This window comes from Cellulomonas triticagri, assembly GCF_003696205.1.
In the GTDB taxonomy this organism is placed as follows: Bacteria; Actinomycetota; Actinomycetes; order Actinomycetales; family Cellulomonadaceae; genus Cellulomonas; species Cellulomonas triticagri.
Genome location: NZ_RFFI01000065.1, coordinates 1 through 25,617, shown reverse-complemented (window position 1 = coordinate 25,617; position 25,617 = coordinate 1). Strand labels below are relative to the sequence as shown.

Here is a 25,617-nt window from a genome sequence, read left to right as displayed (position 1 = left end):
CCGCGACCCCCAAGCCCGCCGCGGCCCCCAAGCCGTCGGCGACGCCGACCCCGCGGCCCGCGCCGCGTCCGGCACCGAGCCCGCGTCCCGCGGCGCGACCGGCCCCCCGGGGTCAGTCGTCCACCGGGGCGTCCGACGCCTGACCCGCAGCACCACGCCCGGACCCCACCGGGACCGGACGGACGAGTCGCGCCCCGGCGCGATGCGACGACAAGGAGAGACGGCAGCCATGCCGAAGAACAAGACGCACTCCGGTGCGAAGAAGCGCTTCCGGATCACCGGGAGCGGCAAGGTCATGCGTGAGCAGGCGAACGGTCGTCACCTGCTCGAGCACAAGTCGAGCCGCCGCACGCGCCGTCTCGCCTCGGACCAGGTCGTCTCCGCGGCCGACGCCCCCAAGATCAAGAAGCTGCTCGGCAAGTGACCCCGCGGCGCGTGAGCGCCCCGGTCACCTGAGCCGACCCGATAACGAAGCAAGGAGCATCACGTGGCACGCGTGAAGCGGGCGGTCAACGCCCAGAAGAAGCGCCGGGCGACCCTCGAGCGCGCCAGCGGCTACCGCGGGCAGCGCTCGCGCCTGTACCGCAAGGCCAAGGAGCAGGTCACCCACTCCCTCGTCTACGCCTACCGCGACCGCAAGGCGCGCAAGGGCGACTTCCGCAAGCTGTGGATCCAGCGGATCAACGCGGCTGCGCGCGAGCAGGGCCTGACCTACAACCGCCTCATCCAGGGCCTCAAGGCCGCGGGTGTCGAGGTGGACCGTCGCGTGCTGGCCGACCTGGCCGTCACCGACGTCGCGGCGTTCAACACCCTCGTGCAGGTCGCGAAGGACGCGCTGCCGGCCGACGTGAACGCGCCGAAGGCCGCCGCCTGACGCACCCCGCGTGACGCCTGCGCGGCCCCGCCGCGCACGCCCGCACCCCGGACCCCCGGGAGCCCCTGGCTCCCGGGGGTCCGTCGCGTCCGGCGCGGTGTCCGGCGCCGCACCGTGCTCCTGGGAGGATGGGGCCCGTGTCCCGCACTCCCGACGGTCCTCCCGCCCACCCCCGCGCCGTGCTGACCAACCCGCAGGCCGACCGCGTGCGGGCCGTGCGTGCGCTGAGCACCCGGTCCGGGCGGCGTCGCGCCGGGCGGTACCTGGTCGAGGGGCCGCAGGCGGTGCGCGAGGCCGTGCGGTGGACGCCGGACGTCGTCCGGGACGTGTACCTGACCCCGGAGACCGCCGACCGGTACGCCGAGATCGTCGCCGACGCCGCCGCCGCGGGGCTCCACGTGCACCTCGGGGAGCGCGCGGTGCTGGAGGCGATGTCGCCCGACGCCCAGGGCGTGCTCGCGGTCGCGGACCTGCCGGGCGCACCCGGGCGCGGCGCTGGCGACGAGGCGCCGCTCGGCCCGCTGGGCCCTGACGCGCTCGACGCCGTGCTCGCCGCCCGCCCCCGCCTGGTGGCGCTGCTGGCGCAGGTCCGGGACCCGGGCAACGCGGGCACGGTGATCCGGGTGGCGGACGCCGCGGGCGCGGACGCCGTCGTGGTGGCGGGGGACAGCGTGGAGACCGCGAACCCGAAGGTCGTCCGGTCCACCGCGGGTTCGCTCTACCACCTGCCGGTGGTCTCGGGCGTGTCCGTCGCCGACGCCGTGGACGCGCTGCGGGCCGCGGGCATCACCGTCCTCGCGGCGGACGGCACGGGCGACGTCGACCTCGACGACCTCCAGGACGCGGCGACCGGTGCCCCCGCCGAGGGCCCCGCGGACCTGCGCGCCCCGACGGCGTGGCTGTTCGGCAACGAGGCCTGGGGTCTGCCGCCCGAGGACCGTGACCGCGCCGACGCCGTCGTCCGGGTGCCGTTGCGAGGCCGGGCGGAGTCGCTGAACCTCGGCACCGCCGCCGCGGTGTGCCTGTACGCGTCCTCTCGCGCGCACCGCTGAGGGCCGCGCTGGGTCTCGCACCCTCGGGCATGCTGGGGTGATGCGTCTCTTCGCGGGTCTGTGGCCCTCCCCGGACGTCCGGGCGCACCTCGCGGGTGCGCTGACCACGGCGGTGGGCGTCGATCCGGAGTCCGCGCCCGGGCGCGGCCCGCAGGGCGTGCGGTGGACGGCCGCGGAGAACTGGCACGTCACCCTGGCGTTCTACGGCGAGGTCGGCGAGGGCCGCGCGGAGGCGCTGGCCGAGCACCTGGCGCAGGTCGCGGCGGCGTCGTCCCCGTTCACCCTCGCGCTCGCCGGCGCGGGGGTGTTCGCGCACCGCACCCTGTGGGCGGGGGTGTCCGGCGACCTCGACGCCGTGCATGCGCTGGTCGCCGCGGCGCGCGAGGCGGGGGAGGAGGTCGGCGCCCGCACGGACGACCGGGTGCGCTCGCGCCCGCACGTGACGCTCGGCCGGGTCGCGCCTGCGCGCGGCGGCACCCGGCGCCGGGACCGCGCCGCCGCGGGTCCGGACGTCGGCGACGTGCTGGTGCACGCCCTCGCGGTGTACCGGGGTCCGGCGTGGCCGGTGACGGACCTGGTGCTCGCGGAGTCGTCGCCGGGCGAGGGTCGCGCGGGCGGACCGCTGTACCGGCCGCTGGGCACCTGGCCGCTCGGGGTCGACGGCTCCGCGGGTCCCGGCGCCTGACCCCGGAGATCGCCCGTGCGGCGCGGCCGCGGCCTGTGGCAGCATGGCGGGCGTGACCCCCTCGCCGCGCCGCCGATTTCCCGGGCCCGTCCCCGGGTCCCTCGTCGGCCGCGCCTGACGCGCGGCGCGCAGCCCGTCCGCCCGCGCGGACGGTCCCCAGGTCCCGGGGCGGGCGCCACTAGACTCGTCCGTCGGTCGACCGTGCCGCCGCGCCCCGCGTGGACGGTGCCCGGTCGCCACCCCCGCAGCCTGCAGAGAAGGTCCGGATGCCCACGCCCGACACGCCCCTGTCCCCCCTCGACGCCGAGGGCGTCGAGCGCGCCCTGGCCGACGCGCTGGCCGCCGTCGCCGCCGCCGGCGACCTCGACGCGCTGAAGGCCGCGCGGCTCGCGCACACCGGCGAGCGCAGCCCGCTCGCGCTGGCGAACCGTGCCATCGGCGGCCTCGCCCCGGCCGAGAAGGGCCTCGCGGGCAAGACCGTCGGCCAGGCCCGCGGCCGGCTGAACGCGGCCGTCGCCGCGCGCGAGGAGGTGCTCGCCGCCGAGCGCGACGCGCGCGTGCTGGTCGAGGAGCGCGTCGACGTGACGCTGCCGTCCGACCGCGCCGCCCGGGGTGCCCGGCACCCGCTGACCGTGCTGCAGGAGCGCGTCGCCGACGTGTTCGTGGCGATGGGCTGGGAGATCGCGGAGGGTCCCGAGGTCGAGGCGGAGTGGTTCAACTTCGACGCCCTGAACTTCGGGCCGGACCACCCCGCGCGGCAGATGCAGGACACCTTCTACGTCGCGCCTGCGGACGGTCAGCCGGACCCGCACCTGGTGCTGCGCACCCACACGTCGCCGGTGCAGGCCCGCACCCTGCTGGAGCGCGACCTGCCGGTGTACATCGCGTGCCCGGGCCGGGTGTTCCGCACCGACGAGCTCGACGCGACGCACACGCCCGTCTTCCACCAGGTCGAGGGCCTCGCCGTCGACAAGGGCCTGACGATGGCGCACCTCAAGGGCACGCTGGACCACTTCGCGAAGGCGATGTTCGGCCCGGACGCCCGCACCCGCCTGCGTCCGTCGTTCTTCCCGTTCACGGAGCCGAGCGCCGAGATGGACCTGTGGTTCCCGCAGAAGAAGGGCGGCCCGGGCTGGATCGAGTGGGGCGGCTGCGGCATGGTCAACCCGAACGTCCTGCGGGCGGCGGGGATCGACCCCGACGAGTACTCCGGCTTCGCGTTCGGCATGGGCATCGACCGCACCCTGATGCTCCGCAACGAGATCGCGGACATGCACGACATGGTGGAGGGCGACGTGCGCTTCTCCACCCAGTTCCGGGCGGTGATCTGATGCCTCGCATCCCCCTGACGTGGCTCGCCGAGCACGTCGAGACCCCTGCCGACCTGACGGCGGAGACCCTGGCCGAGGCCCTGGTCCGCGTCGGGCTCGAGGAGGAGGCCGTGCACCCGGCCGCCGTGACCGGGCCCCTGGTGGTCGGTCGCGTCGTCGAGCGCGTGCCCGAGCCGCAGAAGAACGGCAAGACGATCAACTGGTGCCAGGTCGACGTGGGCGACCACAACGGCACGGCCGAGGACGGCACGCGCACGCCGCGCGGCATCGTCTGCGGGGCGCAGAACTTCGAGGTCGGTGACCACGTCGTCGTCGCGCTGCCCGGCACGGTGCTGCCCGGGCCGTTCGCCATCGCGTCGCGCAAGACGTACGGCCACGTGTCCGACGGCATGATCTGCTCGTCGCGCGAGCTCGGCCTGGGCGACGACCACGACGGCATCATCGTGCTGGCGCAGATCGGGATCGACGCCGCGCCGGGGACCGACGCCCGCGCCCTGCTGGGGCTGGGCGAGGAGGTCCTCGAGATCAACGTGACGCCGGACCGCGGCTACTGCTTCGCGATGCGCGGGGTGGCCCGCGAGTACGCGCACGCCACGGGTGCCGTGTTCACCGACCGCGGCCTGCCGCGCGCCGGTGCGGACGAGGGCCTGGCGACGTCGGGTGGCTTCCCGGTGGAGCTGCGCGACGACGCCCCGATCCACGGCGTCCCCGGTGCGGACCGGTTCGTGGCGCGCGTGGTGCGCGGCATCGACGCGTCCGCGCCGTCGCCGTCCTGGATGCAGCAGCGCCTCACGCAGGCGGGCATGCGCCCGATCTCGCTCGCCGTGGACGTCACGAACTACGTGATGCTCGACCTCGGCCAGCCGCTGCACGCCTACGACCTGGCGACCCTGCAGGGCCCGGTCGTCGTCCGGCGTGCCCGGGCGGGGGAGCGGCTCACCACCCTGGACGGGGTGGACCGGGCGCTCGACGCCGAGGACCTGCTCATCACCGACGGGCCGGACGCCGGGCGCGTCCTCGGCCTGGCCGGCGTCATGGGCGGGGCCGAGACCGAGGTGTCCGCGACCACCACCGACGTGCTGGTCGAGGCCGCGCACTTCGACCCCGTGACCGTGGCGCGCACCGCCCGTCGGCACAAGCTCCCGAGCGAGGCCGCGAAGCGGTTCGAGCGTGGCGTGGACCCGCAGCTGCCCCGCGTGGCGGCGGCTCGCGTCGTCGAGCTGCTGGTGGAGCACGGCGGCGGCACGCCCGACCCGGTGCTGACCGACGTCGACGCGACCACCCCGCCGCCGGTGCTCCGGCTGCCGGTCGCCCTGCCGTCGCGGCTGATCGGGCTGGACCTGGACGTCGCGACCATCTCCGGCTACCTGCGGCAGATCGGCTGCACGGTCGGCGAGGTCGCGGGCTCCGGGGCGGACGCGGTCGTGGCGGTCACCGTGCCGACCTGGCGCCCCGACCTCACGGAGCCGGTCACGCTGGTCGAGGAGGTCGCGCGCCTGCACGGGTACGACGCCATCCCGTCCGTGGTGCCCGCCTCGCCCGTCGGCCTCGGCCTGACCCCGTCCCAGCGGCGCCGCCGCCGGGTCGCGGACGCGCTGGTCGGTGCGGGCTGGGTCGAGACGTGGTCGTACCCGTTCGTCAGCACCGCGCAGCTCGACGCCCTGGCCCTGCCGGCGGACGACGCCCGGCGCAGGATGCTGCGCCTGGCGAACCCGCTGTCCGAGGAGCAGCCGTACCTGCGGTCGTCGCTGCTGGTGACCGTGCTGGACACGGCGCGCCGCAACATCGGGCGCGGCGTCGGCGACCTCGCGCTGTTCGAGGTGAGCGCGGTGACGCAGCCCGGTCCCGCCCTCGCGCCCGCCCCGGTCCCGCCGGTCGCGGCGCGGCCGTCGGAGGACGTGCTGGACGCGATCCGCGCGGCGGTCCCGCACCAGCCGCGCCAGGTCGCGGGCGTGCTCACCGGTCTGCGCGAGCCCGCCGGCTGGTGGGGCTCCGGTCGGGTCGCCGACCACGCCGACGCGGTGGACGCCGTGCGCCTGCTCGGCGAGATCCTCGGGGTCGACCTGCGGGTCGAGGCGGACTCCGAGCGGATGCCGTGGCACCCGGGCCGGTGCGCGCGGTTCACCACCGCGGACGGCGCGCTGGTCGGGTACGCGGGCGAGCTGCACCCGAAGGTCGTGACGGCCCTCGGGCTGCCCGCCCGGGCGTGCGCGTTCGAGGTCGACCTGGACGTGCTGCTCACCGCCGCCCCCCGGGGCGAGGTCGTGGCGCGCGAGGTGTCGACGTTCCCGGTCGCGAAGGAGGACGTCGCGCTGGTCGTGCCGTCCGACGTCGCGGCGGCGGACGTGCTCGACGCGGTCCGCACCGGTGCGGCGGGGAGCCCGGCCGGTGACGTGCTGGAGAGCGCGCGGCTGTTCGACGTCTACACCGGCGAGCAGGTCGGCGAGGGGCGGCAGTCGCTGGCGTTCGCGCTGCGCCTGCGCGCCCCCGACCGCACCCTGACGGCGGAGGAGACGGCAGCCGTCCGTGCGTCGGTCGTCGCGGAGGCCGAGCGCCGCTTCGGCGCCACCCTCCGCGCGTAGCACCACCCGTCGACGGCCCCGTCCGGCCCCGCCTCGCGCGGCGGCCGGGCGGGGCCGTCGCGCTGCGCAGGCCGGCACCCGCGAGGCCGGCACCCGCGAGGTCGGCACATCGCGACGAGGTCGGGGCAACGGTGGTCCCGACCTCGTCGCGTTCCCCCGACCTCGGCGGGTGCGCGGCCGAGCGGGTGACGCGGCGTTCACCCGATCGCAACCTCCGGGTCCCCCAGGAGTGCTTGTCTAAGCGGACATTCCGCCCATACGTTGTCAGACGGCTGTGTGACGACTGTGATGCGGCCGGCTGACGGGCGCACGACGCCCCGGGGGATCGGAGAAGATCGGTGAGCGCTGTACGCACACGCACCAGGTGGGCCGCGAGCCTCGCCGCGGTGGGGGCGATGGTCGGGGGATCCCTGATCTCCGCCGTCCCCGCGGTGGCCGCGGACGACACCCACTCCATCGCGCAGATCCAGGGCACGGGCGACGCGTCGCCGCTGGCGGGCCAGACCGTCACGACGACGGGTGTCGTGACCGCGGTCTACGCGACCGGCGGCTACCGCGGGTTCGTGATCCAGACGGCGGGCTCGGGCGGCGGCGACACCGCCGGGCGCACCGCGTCGGACGCGGTCTTCGTGTACTCCCCGTCGGTGCCGGTCACCGTCACGGCGGGCGACCTGGTCCAGGTGACCGGGGCCGTCTCGGAGTACCAGGGCCTCACCGAGATCACGCTGGGCTCCGCCGCGGGCCTGGTCCCGGTCGACGGCGAGGGCGCCGTCGAGCCGGTGACCGGGACCTGGCCGGCGGACGCCGCGGGCCGCGAGGCGCTGGAGTCCATGCTCTACCTGCCGTCGGGCGACCTGACGGTGAGCAACACGTACAGCACCAACCAGTACGGCGAGGTCGGCCTCGCGTCGGGCACGACGCCCCTGGTCCAGCCGACCGAGGTCGCCGCACCCGGCACCCCGGAGTACGACGCGGCCGTGGCGGACAACGCCGCGCGCGCGGTCGTGCTCGACGACGGCGCCTCCACCAACTTCCTGTCGGCCGCGAACTCCGGCCTGACGCCCCCGTACGTGTCGCTGGACAACCCGGTGCGCGTCGGTGCGGCGGCCGAGTTCACCGCCCCGGTGGTCGTGGACTACCGGAACAACGCGTGGAAGCTCAGCCCGACGCTGCCGCTCGACGCGGCGAACCCCGGCGGCTACCCCGCGACGTTCGAGAACGACCGCACCGCGGCCCCCGAGGGCGTGGGCGACGCGGCCGTGACGGTCGCGTCGTTCAACGTGCTCAACTACTTCACGACGCTCGGTGCCGACACCGCGTCCTGCGTCGCGTACAGCGACCGCGCGGGTGACCCGGTCACGGTCCGCGAGGGCTGCGCGCAGCGCGGCGCCTGGGACCCCGAGGACCTGGACCGCCAGCAGGACAAGATCGTCGCGGCGGTCAACGCCCTCGACGCGGACGTCGTCGGCCTCATGGAGATCGAGAACTCCGCGTCCGTGGACGGCGTCGCCGACGAGGCCCTCGCCACCCTGACCGACGCGCTGAACGCGGCGGCGGGCGCGGGCACCTGGGCCTACGTCCCGTCGTCCGCCGACCTGCCGGACGCGTCCGGGCAGGACAGCATCACCAACGCGCTGATCTACCGCACCGCCGCCGTCGAGACCGTGGGCGACGCCCGCGCGCTCGGCACGCAGTCGGGCGACGACCAGGCGTTCGGCAACGCCCGCGAGCCGATCGGCCAGGCGTTCGCCCCGGTCGAGGGCGGCGAGGAGCTGTTCGTCGTCGTCAACCACTTCAAGTCGAAGGGCTCGGCCGGTCCGTGGCCGGGCGACGCCGACACCGGTGACGGCCAGGGCGCGTCCAACGAGTCCCGGGTCCGCCAGGCCGAGGCGCTGCGCGACTGGGTGCCGACGGTCCAGGGCGACGTCGAGGCGGTCGCGCTGCTGGGCGACTTCAACTCCTACACCCAGGAGGACCCGCTGCAGGTGCTGTACGGCGCGGGCTACACCGACGCCGCGACCGCGCTGGACGCGGGGGAGTACTCGTACTCCTACCAGGGCCTGTCGGGCTCGCTCGACCACGTGCTGCTGAACGAGGCGGCGCTGGACCGGGCCACGGGCGCGGACATCTGGAACATCAACGCCGGTGAGTCGGTCGCGCTGGAGTACAGCCGCTACAACTCGCACGGCACGCTGTTCTACGCGCCCGACGCCTACCGGTCCTCGGACCACGACCCGGTGCTCGTCGGCTTCTCGGCCGGCGACGGCGGCACGACGCCGGACGGCCCGCTCGACCTCACCCTGCTGAACATCAACGACTTCCACGGCCGGATCGACGCCAACACCGTCGCGTTCGCCGGGACCGTCGAGCAGCAGCGGGCGGCGGCCGAGGAGGCCGGCGGCGCGGCGCTGTTCCTGTCGGCGGGCGACAACATCGGCGCCTCGCTGTTCGCCTCGGCGGTGGCCGAGGACCAGCCGACCATCGACGTGCTGAACGCCCTCGACCTCGACGCGTCGGCGGTGGGCAACCACGAGTTCGACCGCGGCTACGCGGACCTGATCGACCGCGTCATCGCCGACGGCGGCAACGCCGAGTTCCCGATCCTGGGCGCCAACGTCTACGCCAAGGGCACGCAGACCCCGGCGCTCGACGAGTTCGCGCTGCTGGACGTCGACGGCGTCACCGTCGCCGTGATCGGCACGGTCACCCAGGAGACCCCGACGCTGGTCAGCCCGGGCGGCATCACCGACCTGGACTTCGGCGACCCGGTCGAGGCGGTCAACCGCGTCGCGGCGCAGCTGTCCGACGGCGACGAGTCCAACGGCGAGGCCGACGTCATCGTGGCCGAGTACCACGAGGGCGCGGGCGCCGGGACCCCGGACGGCGCCACGCTGGAGGAGGAGATCGCCGCGGGCGGTGCCTTCGCCGACATCGCGACGCTCACCTCGGGCGACGTGGACGTGGTCTTCACCGGCCACACCCACAAGCAGTACGCCTGGTACGGCCCGGCCGCCCCGGACACCGAGGGCGAGTGGACCCGTCCCATCGTCCAGACCGGCTCCTACGGCGAGAACATCGGCAAGGTCACGCTGACCTACGACCCGGCCACCGAGACCGTCACGGACCTGACGGGCGAGAACGTCGCTCGCCTCGCCCCGGCCGCGGGCCAGACCGCCGCGGAGCTCGACGCCGCGCTGGTCGCGCAGTACCCGCGGGTGGCCGAGGTCAAGACGATCGTCGACGCCGCGCTGGCGGAGGCGGCCGTCATCGGCAACCAGCCCAAGGGCTCGGTCACCGCGGACATCACCACCGCGTACGCGGGCGGTGCCTACACGGGTGGCGTCTACACCGGCGGCACCCGTGACGACCGGTCCAAGGAGTCCACGCTCGGCAACCTGGTGGCCGACTCGCTGCTCGACACCCTGTCGTCCGCCGACCGCGGCGGCGCGCAGATCGGCGTCGTCAACCCCGGTGGCCTGCGGGCGGAGCTCCTCTACGCGCCCGACGGCACGATCACCTACGCCGAGGCCAACGCGGTCCTGCCGTTCGTGAACAACCTCTGGACGACGACGCTGACCGGCGAGCAGGTCACCACGATGCTCGAGCAGCAGTGGCAGACCAACGCGGACGGCACCATCCCGAGCCGCCCGTACCTGCAGCTCGGCCTGTCGGACAACGTGACCTACACGTACGACGAGGCGCAGCCGCTCGGCAGCCGCATCACCTCGGTCACGGTCGACGGCGAGCCGCTCGACCCGGCCGCGGAGTACCGCATCGGCACGTTCTCCTTCCTGGCGCAGGGCGGCGACAACTTCCGCGTCTTCGCCGAGGGCACCGGCACCACCGACTCGGGTCTCATCGACCGGGACGCGTGGATCGCCTACCTGGAGGCCAACCCGGGCCTGGCGCCGGAGTTCGACGAGCGCGCCGTCGGCGTCCCGGCCCTGCCGGAGACCGTCGTGGCGGGCGAGGAGCTCGCGCTCCCCGTCACCGGGCTGAACCTCACCAGCCTGGGCGCGCCGCTGAACACCACGCTCGACGTGCAGCTCGACGGCGCGTCGATCGGCTCGGCGACGGTCACGGACGGCGCGGCGCAGGTGGCCGTCACCGTCCCGGCGGGCACCGCGGCGGGGGAGCACGTGCTCACCCTCCTGGCGGCGCCCAGCGGCACCACGGTGACGCTGCCGCTGACGGTCGAGGCCGCCGCGGAGCCCGAGCCCGAGCTCACGCCGTCCAGCACGAACCTGGTGGCGACGCGCTCCACGCAGTCCTACGGGACCTGGCTGCCGACGGTCCTGCTCGCCCGCGTGCAGGTCGAGGGCCAGTGGTTCGCGTCGGGCACGGTCGAGTTCCGCGAGGGCGACCGGGTGATCGGCCGCTCGCCGGTGGTGCTCGGCCTGGCCCTCGGGTCCGTGCCGCGCACCGCCCCGGTGGGCGCGCACGAGTACACGGCGACGTTCGTGCCGTCGAAGCCGGACACGATCGCGGGCAGCACGAGCGCCCCGGTCACGGTGACCGTCCGGCGCTGACCGGATGACGACGGGCCCTCTCCCGGAGCGATCCGGGGGAGGGCCCTTCGTCGTGCGTGCGGGCGGGGCTCAGCAGCCGTCGGGCCCGCACGCCTCCGCGTCCGCGGCGCCCGCGATCGTCGGGATCGCCAGCGGCGGGTTCGCCGTCGTCCACGCCTGGTCGAGCAGCTGCGCGAACACCTCGACGGGCTGCGCGCCGGAGACGCCGATCTTCCGGTCGGCGACGAAGAACGGCACCCCGGAGATGCCGAGCGCGGCCGCCTCGGCCTCGTCGGCCCGCACGGCGCCCGCACCGGCGTCGGACGCCAGCGCCGCGCGCACGGCGTCGCCGTCCAGCCCGGCCTCGACGGCGATGCCGACCAGGACGTCCACGTCGTCCACGACCGCGCCGTGCTCGAAGTGCGCGCTCATCAGCCGCTCCACGACGTCCGCCGCCGCGTCCGCACCGCCGAGGTCGGCGGCGACGTGCACCAGGCGGTGCGCGTCGAAGGTGTTGGCGGGCACGACCCGGTCGAAGTCGTACGCGAGCCCGACCGACGCGGCGACCGAGGTCACCTGCGCGAACATCTGCTGCACCTGGTCCAGCGGCAGGCCCTTGCGCTCGGAGAGCATCTGCGCCTCGGTGAGCCCGGGGTGCGCGCTCGACGGCTCGGCGTCGGGCTGCAGCTCGAACGAGCGCCACGTCACGCGGACGTGGTCGCGGTGCTCGAAGCCCGCCAGGGCCGCGGCGAACCGGCGCTTGCCGATGTAGCACCAGGGGCAGGCGATGTCGGACCAGATCTCGATCTGCAGATCTCTCATGCGGTGAGGAGCACCTTTCCGGTGGTGGCCCGGCCCTCGAGGGCGCGGTGCGCCTCCGCGGCCTCGGGCAGGTCGAAGGTCGCGCCGATCCGGACGTCGAGCGTCCCGGCGGCGACGGCGGCGAACAGCTCGCCGGACCGCCAGGTCAGCTCGTCGTGGCTGGCGGTGTGGTGGCCCAGGGTGGGCCGGGTGAGGAACACGGACCCGGCGGCGTTGAGCCGCTGCGGGTCGACGGGCGGGACGGGCCCGGACGCGGCGCCGAACAGGGCGAGGCCGCCCCGGGGGCGCAGCGACGCGAGCGAGGCGTCGAAGGTGTCCTTGCCGACGCCGTCGAAGACGGTGTGCACGCCCTGCCCGCGGGTGAGCCCGCGCACGATGGGCGGCAGGTCCTCGGTGAGGTCGGAGAGCTCGGTGTACCGGATGACGTCGGCGGCGCCCGCGGCGCGCGCGAGCTCCTCCTTCTCCGGGGTGCCGACCGTGCTGATGACGCGGGCGCCGCGCGCGGCGGCGAGCTGGGTGAGCAGCAGGCCCACGCCGCCCGCCCCGGCGTGCACCAGCACGTCCTGGCCCTCGAGCACGGGGAAGGTCGACGTCACGAGGTAGTGCGCGGTCATGCCCTGCAGGGGCAGCGCGGCGGCGACCAGCGGGTCCACGCCGTCGGGCACGGGGAGCGCCACGGACTCGGGGACCACGACCAGCTCCGCGTACGAGGAGGGCGCAGAGGCCCACGCCACCAGGTCGCCGACCGAGAACGCGGTGACCTCGCGCCCCACGGCCTCGACGACGCCCGCGCCCTCGGTGCCGGGGACGTGCGGGAACGGCATGGGGTAGGCGCCGGTGCGCCGGTACGTGTCGATGAAGTTCACGCCCGCGGCCACGGTCCGCACGACCAGGTCGCGGGGTCCGGGGAGGGGGTCGGCGATCTCGTCGGGGACCAGGACGTCGGGGCCACCGGGCTCGGTGGCGAGGACTGCGAGCATGTCACCAGCAACGACGGGCGTCCCACCGGCATTCCGCTCGGGCCCGACACGCCCTGGACCGCCGGATGAATCACTGTGCACTCGGGTGTATGGTCATGCACATGTCCTTCTCCGTCGTGATCGCCGGCGCCTCCGGGTACGCCGGCGGCGAGACCCTGCGGCTCCTGCTGGGCCACCCCGACGCCGAGATCGGCGCGCTCACCGCCCACGCCAACGCGGGCACGCGCCTCGGCGCTCACCAGCCCCACCTGCGCTCGCTCGCCGACCGCGTGCTCACCCCGACCTCGGTCGACGAGCTCGCCGGGCACGACGTCGTCGTCCTCGCCCTGCCGCACGGCGCCAGCGGCGAGATCGCCGCGGCGCTCGCGGACCGCGGCGACGGCGCGCTCGTGGTCGACCTCGGCGCGGACCACCGGCTCACCGACCCCGCCGCGTGGCGCGCGTTCTACGGCACCGAGCACGCGGGCACCTGGCCCTACGGCATGCCCGAGCTGCTGCACGCGGGCGAGGCCACCCCGGCGGCGCAGCGCGCGGCGCTCGCGGGCGCCCGGCGGATCGCCGTCCCCGGCTGCAACGTCACCGCCGTGACCCTGGCGCTGCAGCCCGGTGTCGCCGCGGGCGTCGTGGACGCCGGCGACGTCGTCGCCGTGCTCGCCAACGGGTACTCCGGCGCGGGCCGCTCGCTCAAGACGCACCTGCTCGCCTCCGAGGCGCTGGGCTCTGCGCAGCCGTACGCGGTCGGCGGCACGCACCGGCACATCCCGGAGATCCAGCAGAACCTCGGCGTCGCCGGGGCCGCGACGGTCCGGCTGTCGTTCACGCCGGTGCTGGTGCCGATGTCCCGGGGCATCCTCGCCACGGTCACCGCGCCGCTGGCCCCCGGCGTCGACGCGGCCTCGGTGCGCGACGCCTGGCGGACCGCCTACGCGGGCGAGCCGTTCGTGGAGCTGCTGCCGGAGGGCGACTGGCCCGCGTCCGGCGCCACCACCGGCGTGAACTCCGCGCTGGTCCAGGTCGCCGTGGACGAGGCCGCCGGGCGCGTCGTCGCCGTGTGCGCCATCGACAACCTGGTCAAGGGCACCGCAGGCGCCGCGGTGCAGTCCCTGAACCTCGCGCTCGGGCTGCCCGAGCGCACCGGCCTGTCCACCGAGGGAGTCGCCCCGTGACCATCACGACCCCCGCCGGGTTCCGCGCCGCCGGCGTGACCGCCGGCCTGAAGGCGTCGGGCAGGCCCGATGTCGCCCTCGTCGTCAACGACGGGCCGCTGCACGTCGCCGCCGGCGTGTTCACGTCCAACCGCGTCGTCGCCGCGCCGGTCGTCTGGTCCCGGCAGGCCGTGTCCGACGGCGTCGCGACCGCCGTGGTCCTGAACTCGGGCGGCGCCAACGCGTGCACCGGCCCCGAGGGCTTCGGGGACACGCACCGCACCGCCGAGCACGTCGCCGACGTCCTGGGCACCTCCGCGGGCGACGTCCTGGTCTGCTCCACCGGCCTGATCGGGGAGCGGCTGCCGATGGACCTGCTGCTCGCGGGGATCGACGGCGCGGCTGCCGCGTTGTCCCCGGACGGGGGCGCCGACGCCGCGACCGCGATCATGACCACCGACACCGTCCCGAAGTCCGCCACCGCGGCGGGCGACGGCTGGTCGGTCGGCGGCATCGCCAAGGGCGCGGGCATGCTCGCTCCCGGCCTGGCGACGATGCTCGTCGTGCTCACCACCGACGCCGTCGTGACGGCGGAGGTCGCCGAGGCGGTGCTGCGCGGCGCGACCCGCAGCACGTTCGACCGCGTGGACTCCGACGGCTGCATGTCCACCAACGACACCGTGCTGCTGCTGGCCTCCGGCGCCAGCGGCGTCACCCCCGACCGGGACGCGCTCGCCGCGGCCGTCACCCAGGTCTCCGGCGACCTCGCCCGGCAGCTCGTCGCGGACGCCGAGGGCGCCTCGCACGACATCGCGGTCACGGTCACCGGCGCCACCACCGAGGAGGCCGCCGTCGCGGTGGCCCGCGCGGTCACCCGGTCCAACCTGTTCAAGGCCGCCGTGTTCGGCAACGACCCCAACTGGGGCCGGGTGCTCGCCGCGGTCGGCACCGTGCCGGAGGACGTCGCCCCGTTCGACGCCGCGCTGCTCGACGTCGCGATCAACGGCGTCCAGGTGTGCCGGGCCGGCGGCGTGGGGGAGTCCCGCGACCTGGTCGACCTGGCCGCCGCCCGCGAGGTGCGCGTGGACGTCCACCTGCACGCGGGCGAGGCCACCGCGACCGTCTGGACCAACGACCTCACGCACGACTACGTCCACGAGAACAGCGCGTACTCCACATGAGCCACGAAGCCCCCGCCCCGCACGACCCGGCGTTCGACACCCGGACCGACCTGTTCCCCGGCCAGAAGGCCGAGGTGCTGATCGAGGCGCTGCCCTGGCTGCAGCGGTTCGCCGGTGCGCTGGTCGTCGTGAAGTACGGCGGCAACGCCATGGTGGACGAGGACCTCAAGCGCGCGTTCGCCGAGGACATGGTCTTCCTGCGCCAGGTCGGCCTGCGCCCCGTCGTCGTGCACGGCGGAGGCCCGCAGATCAACGCCATGCTGGACCGGCTCGGGATCGAGTCCGAGTTCCGCGGCGGGCTGCGCGTCACCACCCCCGAGGCGATGGACGTCGTCCGCATGGTGCTGACCGGCCAGGTCTCCCGCGAGCTCGTCGGCCTGCTCAACGCGCACGGCCCGTACGCGGTCGGCCTGTCGGGCGAGGACGGCGGCCTGCTCCAGGCCCGCCGCCGCACGGCGACCGTGGACGGCCAGCAGGTCGACGTCGGCCAGGTCGGCGACGTCGTCGAGGTCAACCCGGGCGCGGTGCTCGACCTGCTCGACGCGGGCCGCATCCCGGTCGTGTCGACGGTCGCCCCGGACATCGACGACCCCACCCAGGTCCTGAACGTCAACGCGGACACCGCCGCCGCGGCCCTCGCGGTCGCGCTCGGGGCCCGCAAGCTCATCGTGCTCACCGACGTCGAGGGCCTCTACACCTCGTGGCCGGACCGGTCCTCGCTGGCCCGGCGGATCCGCGCCGGTGCGCTGGCCGACCTGCTGCCGTCCCTGGACTCCGGCATGCGCCCGAAGATGGAGGCGTGCTGGCGTGCCGTCACCGGCGGCGTCGGCCGGGCCCACGTCATCGACGGCCGCCAGGCGCACTCGATCCTGGTCGAGGTGTTCACCTCGGACGGCATCGGCACGATGGTCCTCCCGGACGACGAGCCCACGCCGTCGCCGTTCACGGCGCCGATCCCGCAGGTGGCGGCACCCGTCCACCCCGCCGCCCCGGCGATCCCGGTGCACCACCACGTCCCCGAGGTGAGCTGAGTGACCGAGCAGCACCTGACCCCCGACGCGGGCAGCGCCTTGGCGGGCCTGACCGGCGCCGACTCCGTCGCGCACTGGACGCAGCGGTACGGCCACGCCCTGATGGACACGTTCGGCGCCCCGCAGCGCGTGCTGGTCCGCGGCGAGGGCCCGTACGTGTGGGACGCCGACGGCACCCGGTACCTGGACCTGCTCGGCGGCATCGCCGTGAACTCCCTCGGCCACGCGCACCCGACGCTGACCGCCGCGATCTCCGCGCAGCTCGGCACGCTCGGCCACATCTCGAACTTCTTCGCGAGCCCGACCCAGATCGCCCTGGCCGAGCGGCTGCTCGACCTCGCGGGTGCCCCGGAGGGCTCGCGGGTGTTCCTCACCAACTCCGGCACCGAGGCCAACGAGGCCGCGTTCAAGATGGCGCGGCGCAACACCGGCCTGGACGAGTCGGGGAACGGCGTGCGGCGCACCCGGGTGCTCGCCCTGGAGGGCGGGTTCCACGGCCGCTCCATGGGCGCCCTCGCGCTGACCTCGAAGGCCGCCTACCGCGAGCCGTTCGAGCCGCTGCCCGGCGGCGTCGAGTTCCTGCCGTTCGGCGACGCCGACGCCCTGCGCGCCGCGTTCGCCGACGGCGGCGGCGCGACCGTCGCCGCCGTGGTGCTCGAGCCCATCCAGGGCGAGGCCGGGGTCCGGCCGCTGCCGCCCGGCTACCTCGCGCTCGCCCGCGAGCTCACCGCCGCGCACGGCGCGCTGCTCGTGCTCGACGAGGTGCAGACCGGCATGGGCCGCACCGGCACCTGGCTGGCGCACCAGCACCCGCACCTGGGCGGCGGCATCGTCCCCGACGTCGTCACCCTCGCCAAGGGCCTCGGCGGCGGCTTCCCCGTCGGCGCCGTCGTCGCGTACGGCGAGCGGGCCGCGACCCTGCTCGGGCGCGGCCAGCACGGCACGACCTTCGGCGGCAACCCCGTGGCCTCGGCCGCGGCGCTCGCCACCATCGGCGTCATCGACCGCGACGGGCTGCTCGCCCACGTGACCGACCTCGGCGCGTGGTGGCGGCAGCAGGTCGCGGCGCTCGGCCACCCGCTGGTCGCGGAGGTGCGCGGCGAGGGGCTGCTCATCGCCGTCGAGCTCACCGCGCCGGTCGCGGCCGACGTCGCCGCCCGCGCGCTCGCCGCCGGGTTCGTCGTCAACCCGTGCACCCCGACGACGCTCCGGATGGCGCCGCCCTACGTGCTGACCCGCGAGCAGGCCGCGACGTTCACCGACTTCCTCGCGGCGCTCCCGCACGACCTGGGGGAGGCCACCCCGTGACCACCACCACCGTGCGGCACTTCCTGCGCGACGACGACCTGACCCCGGCCGAGCAGGCCGAGGTGCTGGAGCTCGGCCTGGCGCTGCGCGCCGACCGGCACCTGCGCAGCCCGCTGGCCGGGCCGCGCGCGGTCGCGATCATCTTCGACAAGCCGACGCTGCGCACCCAGGTGTCCTTCACCACGGGCGTCGCCGAGCTCGGTGGCTACCCGCTGCTGGTCGACGGCAACCTCGCGAGGATCGGCGTGCGGGAGTCCATCGCGGACACCGCGCGCGTCCTCGGCCCGCAGGTCGCCGCCGTGGTGTGGCGGACGCACGCGCAGGCCCGGCTGGACGAGATGGCCGCCTACGCGGGCGTCCCGGTGGTCAACGCGCTGACCGACGACTTCCACCCGTGCCAGATCCTCGCCGACCTGCTGACGATCGCCCAGCACCGCGGCGGCGTCGCGGCCCTGCGCGGCCGGACGCTGGCGTACACCGGCGACGGCTCCAACAACATGGCGCAGTCCTACCTGCTCGGCGGGGCGACCGCCGGGATGCACGTCCGCATCGCCACCCCGGCGGCGTACCTGCCCGACGCGGAGGTCGTCGCGGCGGCGGCGGACATCGCGGCGACCACCGGCGGCTCGGTCGAGGTGACCGACGACCTCGCCGCCGCGCTCACCCGTGCCGACGCCGTCGCCACCGACACCTGGGTCTCGATGGGCCAGGAGGACGAGGCCGCCGAGCGCGAGCAGCCGTTCGTGCCCTACCGGCTCGACGCCGCCGCCCTCGCGCACGCCGCGCCCGACGCGCTCGTGCTGCACTGCCTGCCCGCCTACCGGGGCAAGGAGATCACCGCCGACGTCCTCGACGGCCCGCAGTCGGTCGTCTGGGACGAGGCCGAGAACCGGCTGCACGCCCAGAAGGCGCTGCTCACCTGGCTGCTGGAGCGACCGTGACCCGCACCCCCGCCACCCCTGTCACGCCGGCCACTCCCGCCACCGGGGTCCCGGCCGCCGAGCCCGCGACGACCACCGGCCGCGTCCCCGCGACCAAGGCCGCCCGGCACGCGCTGATCCGCGACCTGCTGTCCCGGCAGGCGGTGCACTCCCAGTCCGAGCTCGCCGACCTGCTCGCCCACCAGGGCGTCACGGTCACGCAGGCGACGCTGTCCCGGGACCTGGTCGAGCTCGGCGCCGTGAAGATCCGCACGCCCGCGGGCTCGCTGGTCTACGCGGTGCCGGGGGAGGGCGGTGACCGCTCGCCCGCCCCGGTCGCCGACGCCGAGGCGCTGGCCGCCCGGCTCGCGCGGCTGTGCTCCGAGCTCCTGGTCACCGCCGAGGCGTCCGGCAGCCTCGTCGTGCTGCGCACGCCGCCCGGCGCCGCGCAGTTCCTCGCCTCGGCGATCGACCACTCCGTCCTGCCGTCCGTCCTCGGCACCATCGCCGGGGACGACACCGTCCTCGTCATCGCCCGCGAGGGCACCGACGGCCCCGAGGGCACGGCGCTCGCCGCCCGGTTCCTCGAGCTCGCGTCCGGCTGACGCCGCACCGCGCACCCCGACCCTCCTCACGAGACACGAAAGAGAAGACACATGACTGAGCGCGTCGTCCTCGCCTACTCGGGCGGCCTGGACACCTCCGTGGGCATCGGCTGGATCGCCGAGGCCACCGGCGCCGAGGTGATCGCCGTGGCGGTCGACGTCGGCCAGGGTGGCGAGGACCTCGAGGTCATCCGCCGCCGCGCCCTCGACTGCGGTGCCGTCGAGGCGTACGTCGCCGACGCCCGCGACGAGTTCGCCGCGGAGTACTGCATGCCGGCGCTGCGGGCCAACGGCCTGTACCTGGACAAGTACCCGCTGGTCTCGGCGCTGTCCCGCCCGGTCATCGTCAAGCACCTGGTGCGCGCCGCCCGCCAGTTCGGCGCCACCACCGTCGCGCACGGCTGCACCGGCAAGGGCAACGACCAGGTCCGGTTCGAGGTCGGCATCACCTCGCTCGCGCCCGACCTCAAGTGCCTCGCCCCGGTGCGCGACCTCGCGCTCACCCGCGACAAGGCCATCGAGTTCGCCGAGCGCAAGAAGCTCCCGATCGCGACCACCAAGCACAACCCGTTCTCGATCGACCAGAACGTGTGGGGCCGCGCCGTCGAGACCGGCTTCCTCGAGGACATCTGGAACGAGCCGACCAAGGACGTCTACACCTACACCGACGACCCGACGTTCCCGCCGGTCGCCGACGAGGTCGTCATCACGTTCCAGCAGGGCGTCCCCGTCGCCCTCGACGGCGTGCCGGTCACCCCGCTGCAGGCCATCCAGGAGATGAACCGCCGGGCGGGCGCCCAGGGCGTCGGCCGGATCGACATCGTCGAGGACCGCCTCGTGGGCATCAAGTCCCGCGAGGTCTACGAGGCCCCCGGCGCGATGGCCCTCATCGCCGCGCACCAGGAGCTCGAGAACGTCACCGTCGAGCGCGAGCAGGCCCGGTTCAAGCGCCAGGTCGAGCAGCGCTGGACCGAGCTCGTCTACGACGGCCAGTGGTTCTCCCCGCTGAAGAAGTCGCTCGACACCTTCATCGACGACACCCAGCGCTACGTCTCCGGCGACGTCCGCATGGTCCTGCACGGCGGCCGCGCGACGGTCACCGGCCGCCGCTCGGAGTCCTCGCTGTACGACTTCAACCTCGCCACCTACGACTCGGGCGACACGTTCGACCAGTCGGCGGCGCGCGGGTTCATCGAGATCTACGGCCTGTCGTCCAAGCTCGCCGCCGCGCGCGACGTGAAGTTCGGCAACGCCGAGGACCTCGGCTCGCAGGGCGGGATCGACGGTGCCTGAGCAGGCCGGCACCCTGTGGGGCGGCCGGTTCGCCGGCGGCCCGTCGGACGCCCTGGCCGTGCTCTCCAAGTCCACGCACTTCGACTGGCGGCTCGCGCCGCAGGACATCGCCGGGTCGAAGGCCCACGCGCGCGTCCTGCACGCCGCGGGTCTGCTGGACGACGCCGGGCTCGCGGGCATGCTCGACGCCCTGGAGCGCCTGCGGGTCGACGTCACCTCGGGGGCGTTCGTGGCCGCCGAGTCCGACGAGGACGTGCACGGCGCCCTGGAGCGCGGCCTGATCGAGCGCGCGGGCGCGGACCTCGGCGGGCGGCTGCGCGCCGGGCGGTCGCGCAACGACCAGATCGCGACCCTGGTGCGGATGTATCTGAGGGACGAGACCCGGGCGATCGTCGGGCTGACCCTCGACGTCGTCGACGCGCTCGTCGCGCAGGCCCGCGCCGCGGGCGACGCGATCATGCCCGGCCGCACCCACCTGCAGCACGCCCAGCCGGTGCTGCTCGCGCACCACCTGCTCGCCCACGCGTGGCCGCTGCTGCGCGACGTCGAGCGCTACGCCGACTGGGACGCCCGCGCCGCGGTGTCGCCCTACGGCTCCGGTGCGCTGGCCGGGTCCTCGCTCGGGCTGGACCCGGCGGCCGTCGCCGCCGAGCTCGGCTTCGACGGACCCGTCGAGAACTCCATCGACGGCACCGCCGCGCGCGACGTCGTCGCCGAGTTCGCCTGGGTGTCCGCCATGCTCGGTGTCGACCTGTCCCGGCTCGCCGAGGAGGTCATCCTCTGGTCGACGGTCGAGTTCGGCTTCGTGCGCCTGGACGACGCCTACTCCACCGGGTCGAGCATCATGCCGCAGAAGAAGAACCCGGACGTCGCGGAGCTCGCGCGCGGCAAGGCCGGGCGGCTGATCGGCGACCTCACCGGCCTGCTCGCCACGCTCAAGGGCCTGCCGCTCGCGTACAACCGCGACCTGCAGGAGGACAAGGAGCCGGTGTTCGACCAGGTCGACACCCTCACCGTCCTGCTGCCCGCGTTCGCGGGGATGGTGGCGACGCTGACCTTCGACACCGAGCGGATGGCGTCCCTCGCCCCGCGCGGGTTCTCGCTCGCGACCGACGTCGCCGAGTGGCTGGTGCGCGAGGGCGTGCCGTTCCGGGTCGCCCACGAGGTCGCGGGCGCCTGCGTCCGCGCCTGCGAGGAGCACCAGCCCCCCGTCGAGCTGGGTGACCTCACCGACGACGAGCTCGCGGCGATCTCCCCGCACCTGACGCCCGAGGTGCGCTCGGTGCTCTCCGTCGAGGGCTCCGTCGCCTCGCGGTCCGCCCACGGCGGCACCGCGCCCGAGCGGGTCGCCGAGCAGCTGGAGCGCGCCGCGGCCCGTTCCGCGCAGCTGCGCGCCGCCCACGCGTGACGCCCGGCGGGTCTGGCACGATCGCCGCGTGACCGGCACGCAGCAGCAGGACCAGCAGGGGCACGAGGACGCCGCCGGCGTCGTCGTGCCCCTGCTGCTGTCCCGCGCCCCCCGGCTCGGGCGGGTGCGCGTCGTCGCGGTCGACGGTCCCGCGGGCTCCGGGAAGACCACGCTCGCCGGAGCCGTCGCGCTCGCCTGCGTGTCCGCCGGGGTGCGCGCCCACGTCCTGCACATGGACGACCTCTACGACGGCTGGACCGGCCTCGACGGCGACCTGTGGCCCCGGCTCGCCTCGCAGGTGCTCGAGCCGCTGCGCCGCGGTCGTCCCGGGCGGTTCCAGCGCTACGACTGGTACGCCGGGGCGTTCGGCGACTGGGTCGACGTCCCCGTGCCGGACGTCCTGGTGCTGGAGGGCTGCGGCTCCGGCCGCCGCGACGGTGCGGGCGACGTCGGGGTGCTCGTGTGGGTCGAGGCCGACGACACCACCCGGCTGCAGCGCGGGCTCGCACGCGACGGTGCCGCCGCCCGGCCGCACTGGGAGCGCTGGATGCGCGACGAGGCCGCGCACTACGCCCGCGAGGGCACGCGCGGACGCGCCGACCTCCGGGTGGACGCATGGGGCAGGATGGCCCGGTGAGCCAGGCCGGACCGGGGGACGAGGCGCCCGACGCGCCCGGCACCGACGTGCCCGGGACACCGGCCCACGACGTGCCCGCCGCAGGCGTCGCCACGACCGCGACCCCCGCCGGACCGCCGCCCGCCGGACCGTGGCACGACCACCGCCCCGGGCTGGTGCCCGCCCGCACCTGGTACGCCCGCCCCGTCCTCGCCGTGGCCGCCGACCTGCTCGGCGCGCACCTCACCGCGCGGTCGGACGAGGGCGACGTGACCATCCGGATCACCGAGGTCGAGGCGTACGAGGGCGGCGCCGACCCCGGGTCGCACGCCTTCCGCGGCCGCACCGCGCGCAACGCCGTCATGTTCGGCGAGCCCGGGCGGCTGTACGTCTACCGGCACCTCGGCCTGCACCACTGCGTCAACGTCGTGACCGGCCCCGCCGGGACGCCGTCCGCCGTGCTCGTGCGCGCGGGGGAGGTCGTCACCGGCGTCGACCTCGCGCGCGACCGGCGGGCCGCCGCGGGCGTCGTCGACTCCGACCGGCAGATCGCCCGCGGCCCCGCCCGGCTCGCCGTCGCGCTCGGCCTGGACACCCGGGAGAACGGCACCGACGTCACCGAGGCCGACGGCCGCGTCGTCCTGCACCGGGACCCCGACGCGCTCACCCCGTCCCACGCGACCGGCCCCCGCGTCGGCGTGTCCGGCGACGGCGGCGACCCCGGCCGGTTCCCGTGGCGGCTCTGGCTGACCGGCGAGCCCACGGTCTCCGCCTTCCGCCCGGCGTATCGCCGGCCGGCGTCGAGGAGCAGCCCGCCACGCGGGGCGACGCCGGCATGACCCCACCCGCCGACGCTGCGGCCGCCCGGCCGCGCGATGCAAGGAGCATGACGTGACCCACCTGATCGACGAGCTCGCCTGGCGCGGGCTCGTCTCCCAGACCACCGACCTCGACGCGCTGAAGGCCGCGTTCGACGAGGGCCCGGTGACCTTCTACGCGGGCTTCGACCCCACCGCGCCGTCCCTGCACCACGGCCACCTGGTCCAGCTCGTGCTCATGCGGCACCTGCAGCTCGCCGGCCACCACCCGCTGGCCCTCGTCGGCGGCGCCACCGGCCTCATCGGCGACCCCCGCATGTCCGGGGAGCGCGTCCTCAACACCAAGGACACCGTCGCCGAGTGGGTGCAGCGCCTGCAGACGCAGATCAGCCGGTTCCTCGACTTCGACGGGGACAACCCGGCGCGCATGGTCAACAACCTCGACTGGACCGGCGAGCTCACCGCCATCGACTTCCTGCGCGAGGTCGGCAAGCACTACCGCCTCGGCACCATGCTCGCCAAGGACACCGTCGCCCGGCGCCTCGCCAGCGACGAGGGCATCTCGTTCACCGAGTTCAGCTACCAGATCCTGCAGGGCATGGACTACCTGGAGCTGCACCGGCGGCACGGCTGCACCCTGCAGACCGGCGGCAACGACCAGTGGGGCAACCTCCTGTCCGGCGTCGAGCTCATCCGCAAGTCCGAGCGCGCGTCCGTGCACGCCCTCACCACCCCGCTGATCACCAAGGCGGACGGCACCAAGTTCGGCAAGTCCGAGGGCGGGGCCATCTGGCTCGACCCCGAGATGATGAGCCCGTACGCCTTCTACCAGTTCTGGCTCAACGTGGACGACGCCGAGGTGATCGGCTACCTCAAGGTCTTCACCTTCCGTACCCGCGAGCAGATCGCCGAGCTCGAGGAGTCCGTCGCCACGCGACCTGCTGCCCGTGAGGCGCAGCGGGCCCTGGCCTACGACGTGACCTCCCTGGTGCACGGCGCAGACGCGACGGACAAGGTCATCGCGGCCAGCCGCGCCCTGTTCGGGGGCGGCGACCTCGCCGAGCTCGACGCGGTGACCCTGCGGGCGGCGGTCGCCGAGCTGCCGAGCGCCGACGTGCGGGTGGGCGACGCGGTGGTGGACGTGCTCGCCGCGACCACGCTCGTCGCGTCCAAGGGCGCGGCCCGGCGGGCCATCGCGGAGGGCGGGGCGTCGGTGAACAACCGCAAGGTCACGGACGAGGCCGCGGTCATCGGCGCCGACGACCTGCTGCACGGCGAGTTCGCGGTGCTGCGGCGCGGCAAGCGGACGCTGGCCGTGGCGCGGCTCGTGGGGGAGCCGGGCACCGGCGACTGACGCCGGCGGTCCTCCTGGTGGGGACTGCGGGGGTCGATCCCGTGGACGACGGACGAGGGCGGTCCGCGCGAGGTGCGCGGGCCGCCCTCGGCGCATCCGCGGCGCGGCGGTGCTCGGTCCCGGGTTGCGAGGCACCGGACCCCAGGGCATCGTGGTCGGACGTGATCGGCGTCGCACCCGCGGCGGACGAGGACGAGCAGGGGAGGGGCCCGCGTCGACGCACCGTCGGTGCAGGTCAGGAGCGGTACCGGAGGCGTTCGGCGGTGCGGCGGTCCCACGGGGTCGCCGGTTTGACGGTGGGCGAAACCTCCGCGTAATGTTCTCCGAGTCGCCCGGCAGGGAGGAACGGACACCAGGGATGATCCCGGTGGCTGGTCCCGCAGGCGGCCACCCCCTGGTTCGGCCTCAGACGCCTCGGCGTCCGGTCGTCGCGCCGGGACCAGGCCCGAGCGGCTCCCCAGGACGAAGGTCCTGGCGCGAACCGCGGAGAAAGCCTGGTAGTGTTCCGGAGGCCCGCTCGGGAGATGATCCCGAAAAGGCCACCAGGAACGCACTGGAGCAGGAATCGCGAAATACCGGGAACGGTACGGAGCGGGAAATGACTCTGGTAGGGTTCAGGGCAACGGAGAAACGCCGGAAGGCGCGGAAACGGGGCCAGGAACTTCTGGTAGATTGATCGACAGGCCTCCGGCCGCTCGCCTGATGAGGGTGGGTGGGGGATGCGCGTCTGTTCTTTGAGAACTCAACAGTGTGCCTAGTAGTTGATGCCAAGATGGTTCATCGCTCGGGTTGGTCGCCTCGTTCGAGGTTGGCTGGTTCGTGGTGGTGGATTCTTGGTTGATATCGAGTCGGTGCCTCTACTTCCGTCGGGGTCCGGCTCGTTAACAGCCGAATTCAACTGGTTGCTCCTTCGTCAGCGTGGGGGTGGCCGTTTCGTGTGTCGGTTTGCCACTGCCTTCGGGTGGTGGAGGCCATGGAGACATCTACGGAGAGTTTGATTCTGGCTCAGGACGAACGCTGGCGGCGTGCTTAACACATGCAAGTCGAACGGTGAAGCCCAGCTTGCTGGGTGGATCAGTGGCGAACGGGTGAGTAACACGTGAG

20 protein-coding genes and 1 rRNA gene are annotated in these 25,617 nt (G+C 74.8%); 19 read left to right on the top strand and 2 right to left on the bottom strand.

What is annotated here, in order from left to right:
• The first annotated feature begins 229 nt into the window (after positions 1-229).
• From rpmI to EBM89_RS12325, 7 genes are all read left to right on the top strand, one after another.
• On the top strand, positions 230-424 hold the full coding sequence (gene rpmI, locus EBM89_RS12355) for a 50S ribosomal protein L35 (RefSeq protein ID WP_122149729.1): 195 nt from the start codon (positions 230-232) through the stop codon (positions 422-424).
• Between the two features lie 63 nt (positions 425-487).
• Positions 488-874: a 50S ribosomal protein L20 gene (gene rplT, locus EBM89_RS12350; RefSeq protein WP_122149728.1), complete on the top strand. Its 387-nt coding sequence runs from the start codon at positions 488-490 to the stop codon at positions 872-874.
• Between the two features lie 137 nt (positions 875-1,011).
• Positions 1,012-1,926, top strand: a complete 915-nt coding sequence (locus tag EBM89_RS12345; RefSeq protein ID WP_233571710.1) for a TrmH family RNA methyltransferase — start codon at positions 1,012-1,014, stop codon at positions 1,924-1,926.
• Between the two features lie 40 nt (positions 1,927-1,966).
• Complete coding sequence (thpR, locus tag EBM89_RS12340; RefSeq protein WP_122149726.1) at positions 1,967-2,611, top strand: RNA 2',3'-cyclic phosphodiesterase; 645 nt, start codon at positions 1,967-1,969, stop codon at positions 2,609-2,611.
• A 266-nt stretch (positions 2,612-2,877) separates the two neighbouring features.
• Positions 2,878-3,942 carry a phenylalanine--tRNA ligase subunit alpha gene (pheS, locus tag EBM89_RS12335; protein ID WP_122149725.1) on the top strand — a complete coding sequence of 355 codons (1,065 nt, stop codon included), beginning with the start codon at positions 2,878-2,880 and terminating at the stop codon, positions 3,940-3,942.
• Entirely contained in the window at positions 3,942-6,524 is a 2,583-nt protein-coding gene (gene pheT / locus EBM89_RS12330; protein ID WP_122149724.1) for a phenylalanine--tRNA ligase subunit beta, read from the top strand. Before pheS ends, pheT begins: the two co-directional genes overlap by 1 nt.
• Before the next feature lie 395 nt (positions 6,525-6,919).
• A complete protein-coding gene (locus EBM89_RS12325) occupies positions 6,920-11,053 on the top strand; it encodes an ExeM/NucH family extracellular endonuclease (RefSeq protein ID WP_122149723.1) in 4,134 nt (1,377 codons plus the stop codon).
• Between the two features lie 69 nt (positions 11,054-11,122).
• On the opposite strand, the gene EBM89_RS12320 is transcribed toward EBM89_RS12325, so the two are convergent.
• Together EBM89_RS12320 and EBM89_RS12315 are read right to left on the bottom strand one after the other, a co-directional pair.
• Positions 11,123-11,854, bottom strand: coding sequence for a DsbA family oxidoreductase (locus EBM89_RS12320; protein WP_122149722.1), 732 nt, complete (start codon positions 11,852-11,854; stop codon positions 11,123-11,125).
• Positions 11,851-12,834 carry a quinone oxidoreductase family protein gene (locus EBM89_RS12315; RefSeq protein WP_122149721.1) on the bottom strand — a complete coding sequence of 328 codons (984 nt, stop codon included), beginning with the start codon at positions 12,832-12,834 and terminating at the stop codon, positions 11,851-11,853. Before EBM89_RS12315 ends, EBM89_RS12320 begins: the two co-directional genes overlap by 4 nt.
• A 101-nt stretch (positions 12,835-12,935) precedes the next feature.
• Here EBM89_RS12315 and argC point away from each other — a divergent pair, with 101 nt between their 5' ends.
• The 12 genes from argC to EBM89_RS12255 form a co-directional block, all read left to right on the top strand.
• Positions 12,936-14,000: an N-acetyl-gamma-glutamyl-phosphate reductase gene (argC, locus tag EBM89_RS12310; protein ID WP_199732095.1), complete on the top strand. Its 1,065-nt coding sequence runs from the start codon at positions 12,936-12,938 to the stop codon at positions 13,998-14,000.
• Positions 13,997-15,160, top strand: coding sequence for a bifunctional glutamate N-acetyltransferase/amino-acid acetyltransferase ArgJ (argJ, locus tag EBM89_RS12305; protein ID WP_122149719.1), 1,164 nt, complete (start codon positions 13,997-13,999; stop codon positions 15,158-15,160). The genes argC and argJ overlap by 4 nt, the downstream gene beginning before the upstream one ends.
• Complete coding sequence (gene argB / locus EBM89_RS12300) at positions 15,157-16,191, top strand: acetylglutamate kinase (RefSeq protein WP_122149718.1); 1,035 nt, start codon at positions 15,157-15,159, stop codon at positions 16,189-16,191. Before argJ ends, argB begins: the two co-directional genes overlap by 4 nt.
• 15 nt (positions 16,192-16,206) lie before the next feature.
• A complete protein-coding gene (locus tag EBM89_RS12295) occupies positions 16,207-17,499 on the top strand; it encodes an acetylornithine transaminase (protein ID WP_122149732.1) in 1,293 nt (430 codons plus the stop codon).
• On the top strand, positions 17,496-18,440 hold the full coding sequence (argF, locus tag EBM89_RS12290; RefSeq protein WP_233571709.1) for an ornithine carbamoyltransferase: 945 nt from the start codon (positions 17,496-17,498) through the stop codon (positions 18,438-18,440). Before EBM89_RS12295 ends, argF begins: the two co-directional genes overlap by 4 nt.
• Complete coding sequence (locus EBM89_RS12285; protein ID WP_122149717.1) at positions 18,437-19,024, top strand: arginine repressor; 588 nt, start codon at positions 18,437-18,439, stop codon at positions 19,022-19,024. Before argF ends, EBM89_RS12285 begins: the two co-directional genes overlap by 4 nt.
• Before the next feature lie 51 nt (positions 19,025-19,075).
• Complete coding sequence (locus EBM89_RS12280) at positions 19,076-20,317, top strand: argininosuccinate synthase (protein WP_122149716.1); 1,242 nt, start codon at positions 19,076-19,078, stop codon at positions 20,315-20,317.
• Positions 20,310-21,725: an argininosuccinate lyase gene (gene argH, locus EBM89_RS12275; RefSeq protein WP_122149715.1), complete on the top strand. Its 1,416-nt coding sequence runs from the start codon at positions 20,310-20,312 to the stop codon at positions 21,723-21,725. Before EBM89_RS12280 ends, argH begins: the two co-directional genes overlap by 8 nt.
• A gap of 28 nt (positions 21,726-21,753) precedes the next feature.
• The gene (locus EBM89_RS12270; RefSeq protein ID WP_369408651.1) at positions 21,754-22,362 is read left to right on the top strand and encodes a nucleoside/nucleotide kinase family protein; all 609 of its coding nucleotides are present in this window, start codon (positions 21,754-21,756) and stop codon (positions 22,360-22,362) included.
• A gap of 152 nt (positions 22,363-22,514) precedes the next feature.
• Entirely contained in the window at positions 22,515-23,180 is a 666-nt protein-coding gene (locus tag EBM89_RS12265; RefSeq protein WP_233571711.1) for a DNA-3-methyladenine glycosylase, read from the top strand.
• A 52-nt stretch (positions 23,181-23,232) separates the two neighbouring features.
• Positions 23,233-24,513, top strand: coding sequence for a tyrosine--tRNA ligase (gene tyrS / locus EBM89_RS12260; RefSeq protein ID WP_122149713.1), 1,281 nt, complete (start codon positions 23,233-23,235; stop codon positions 24,511-24,513).
• A 982-nt stretch (positions 24,514-25,495) separates the two neighbouring features.
• Positions 25,496-25,617, top strand: a 16S ribosomal RNA gene (locus EBM89_RS12255); the annotation flags it as partial.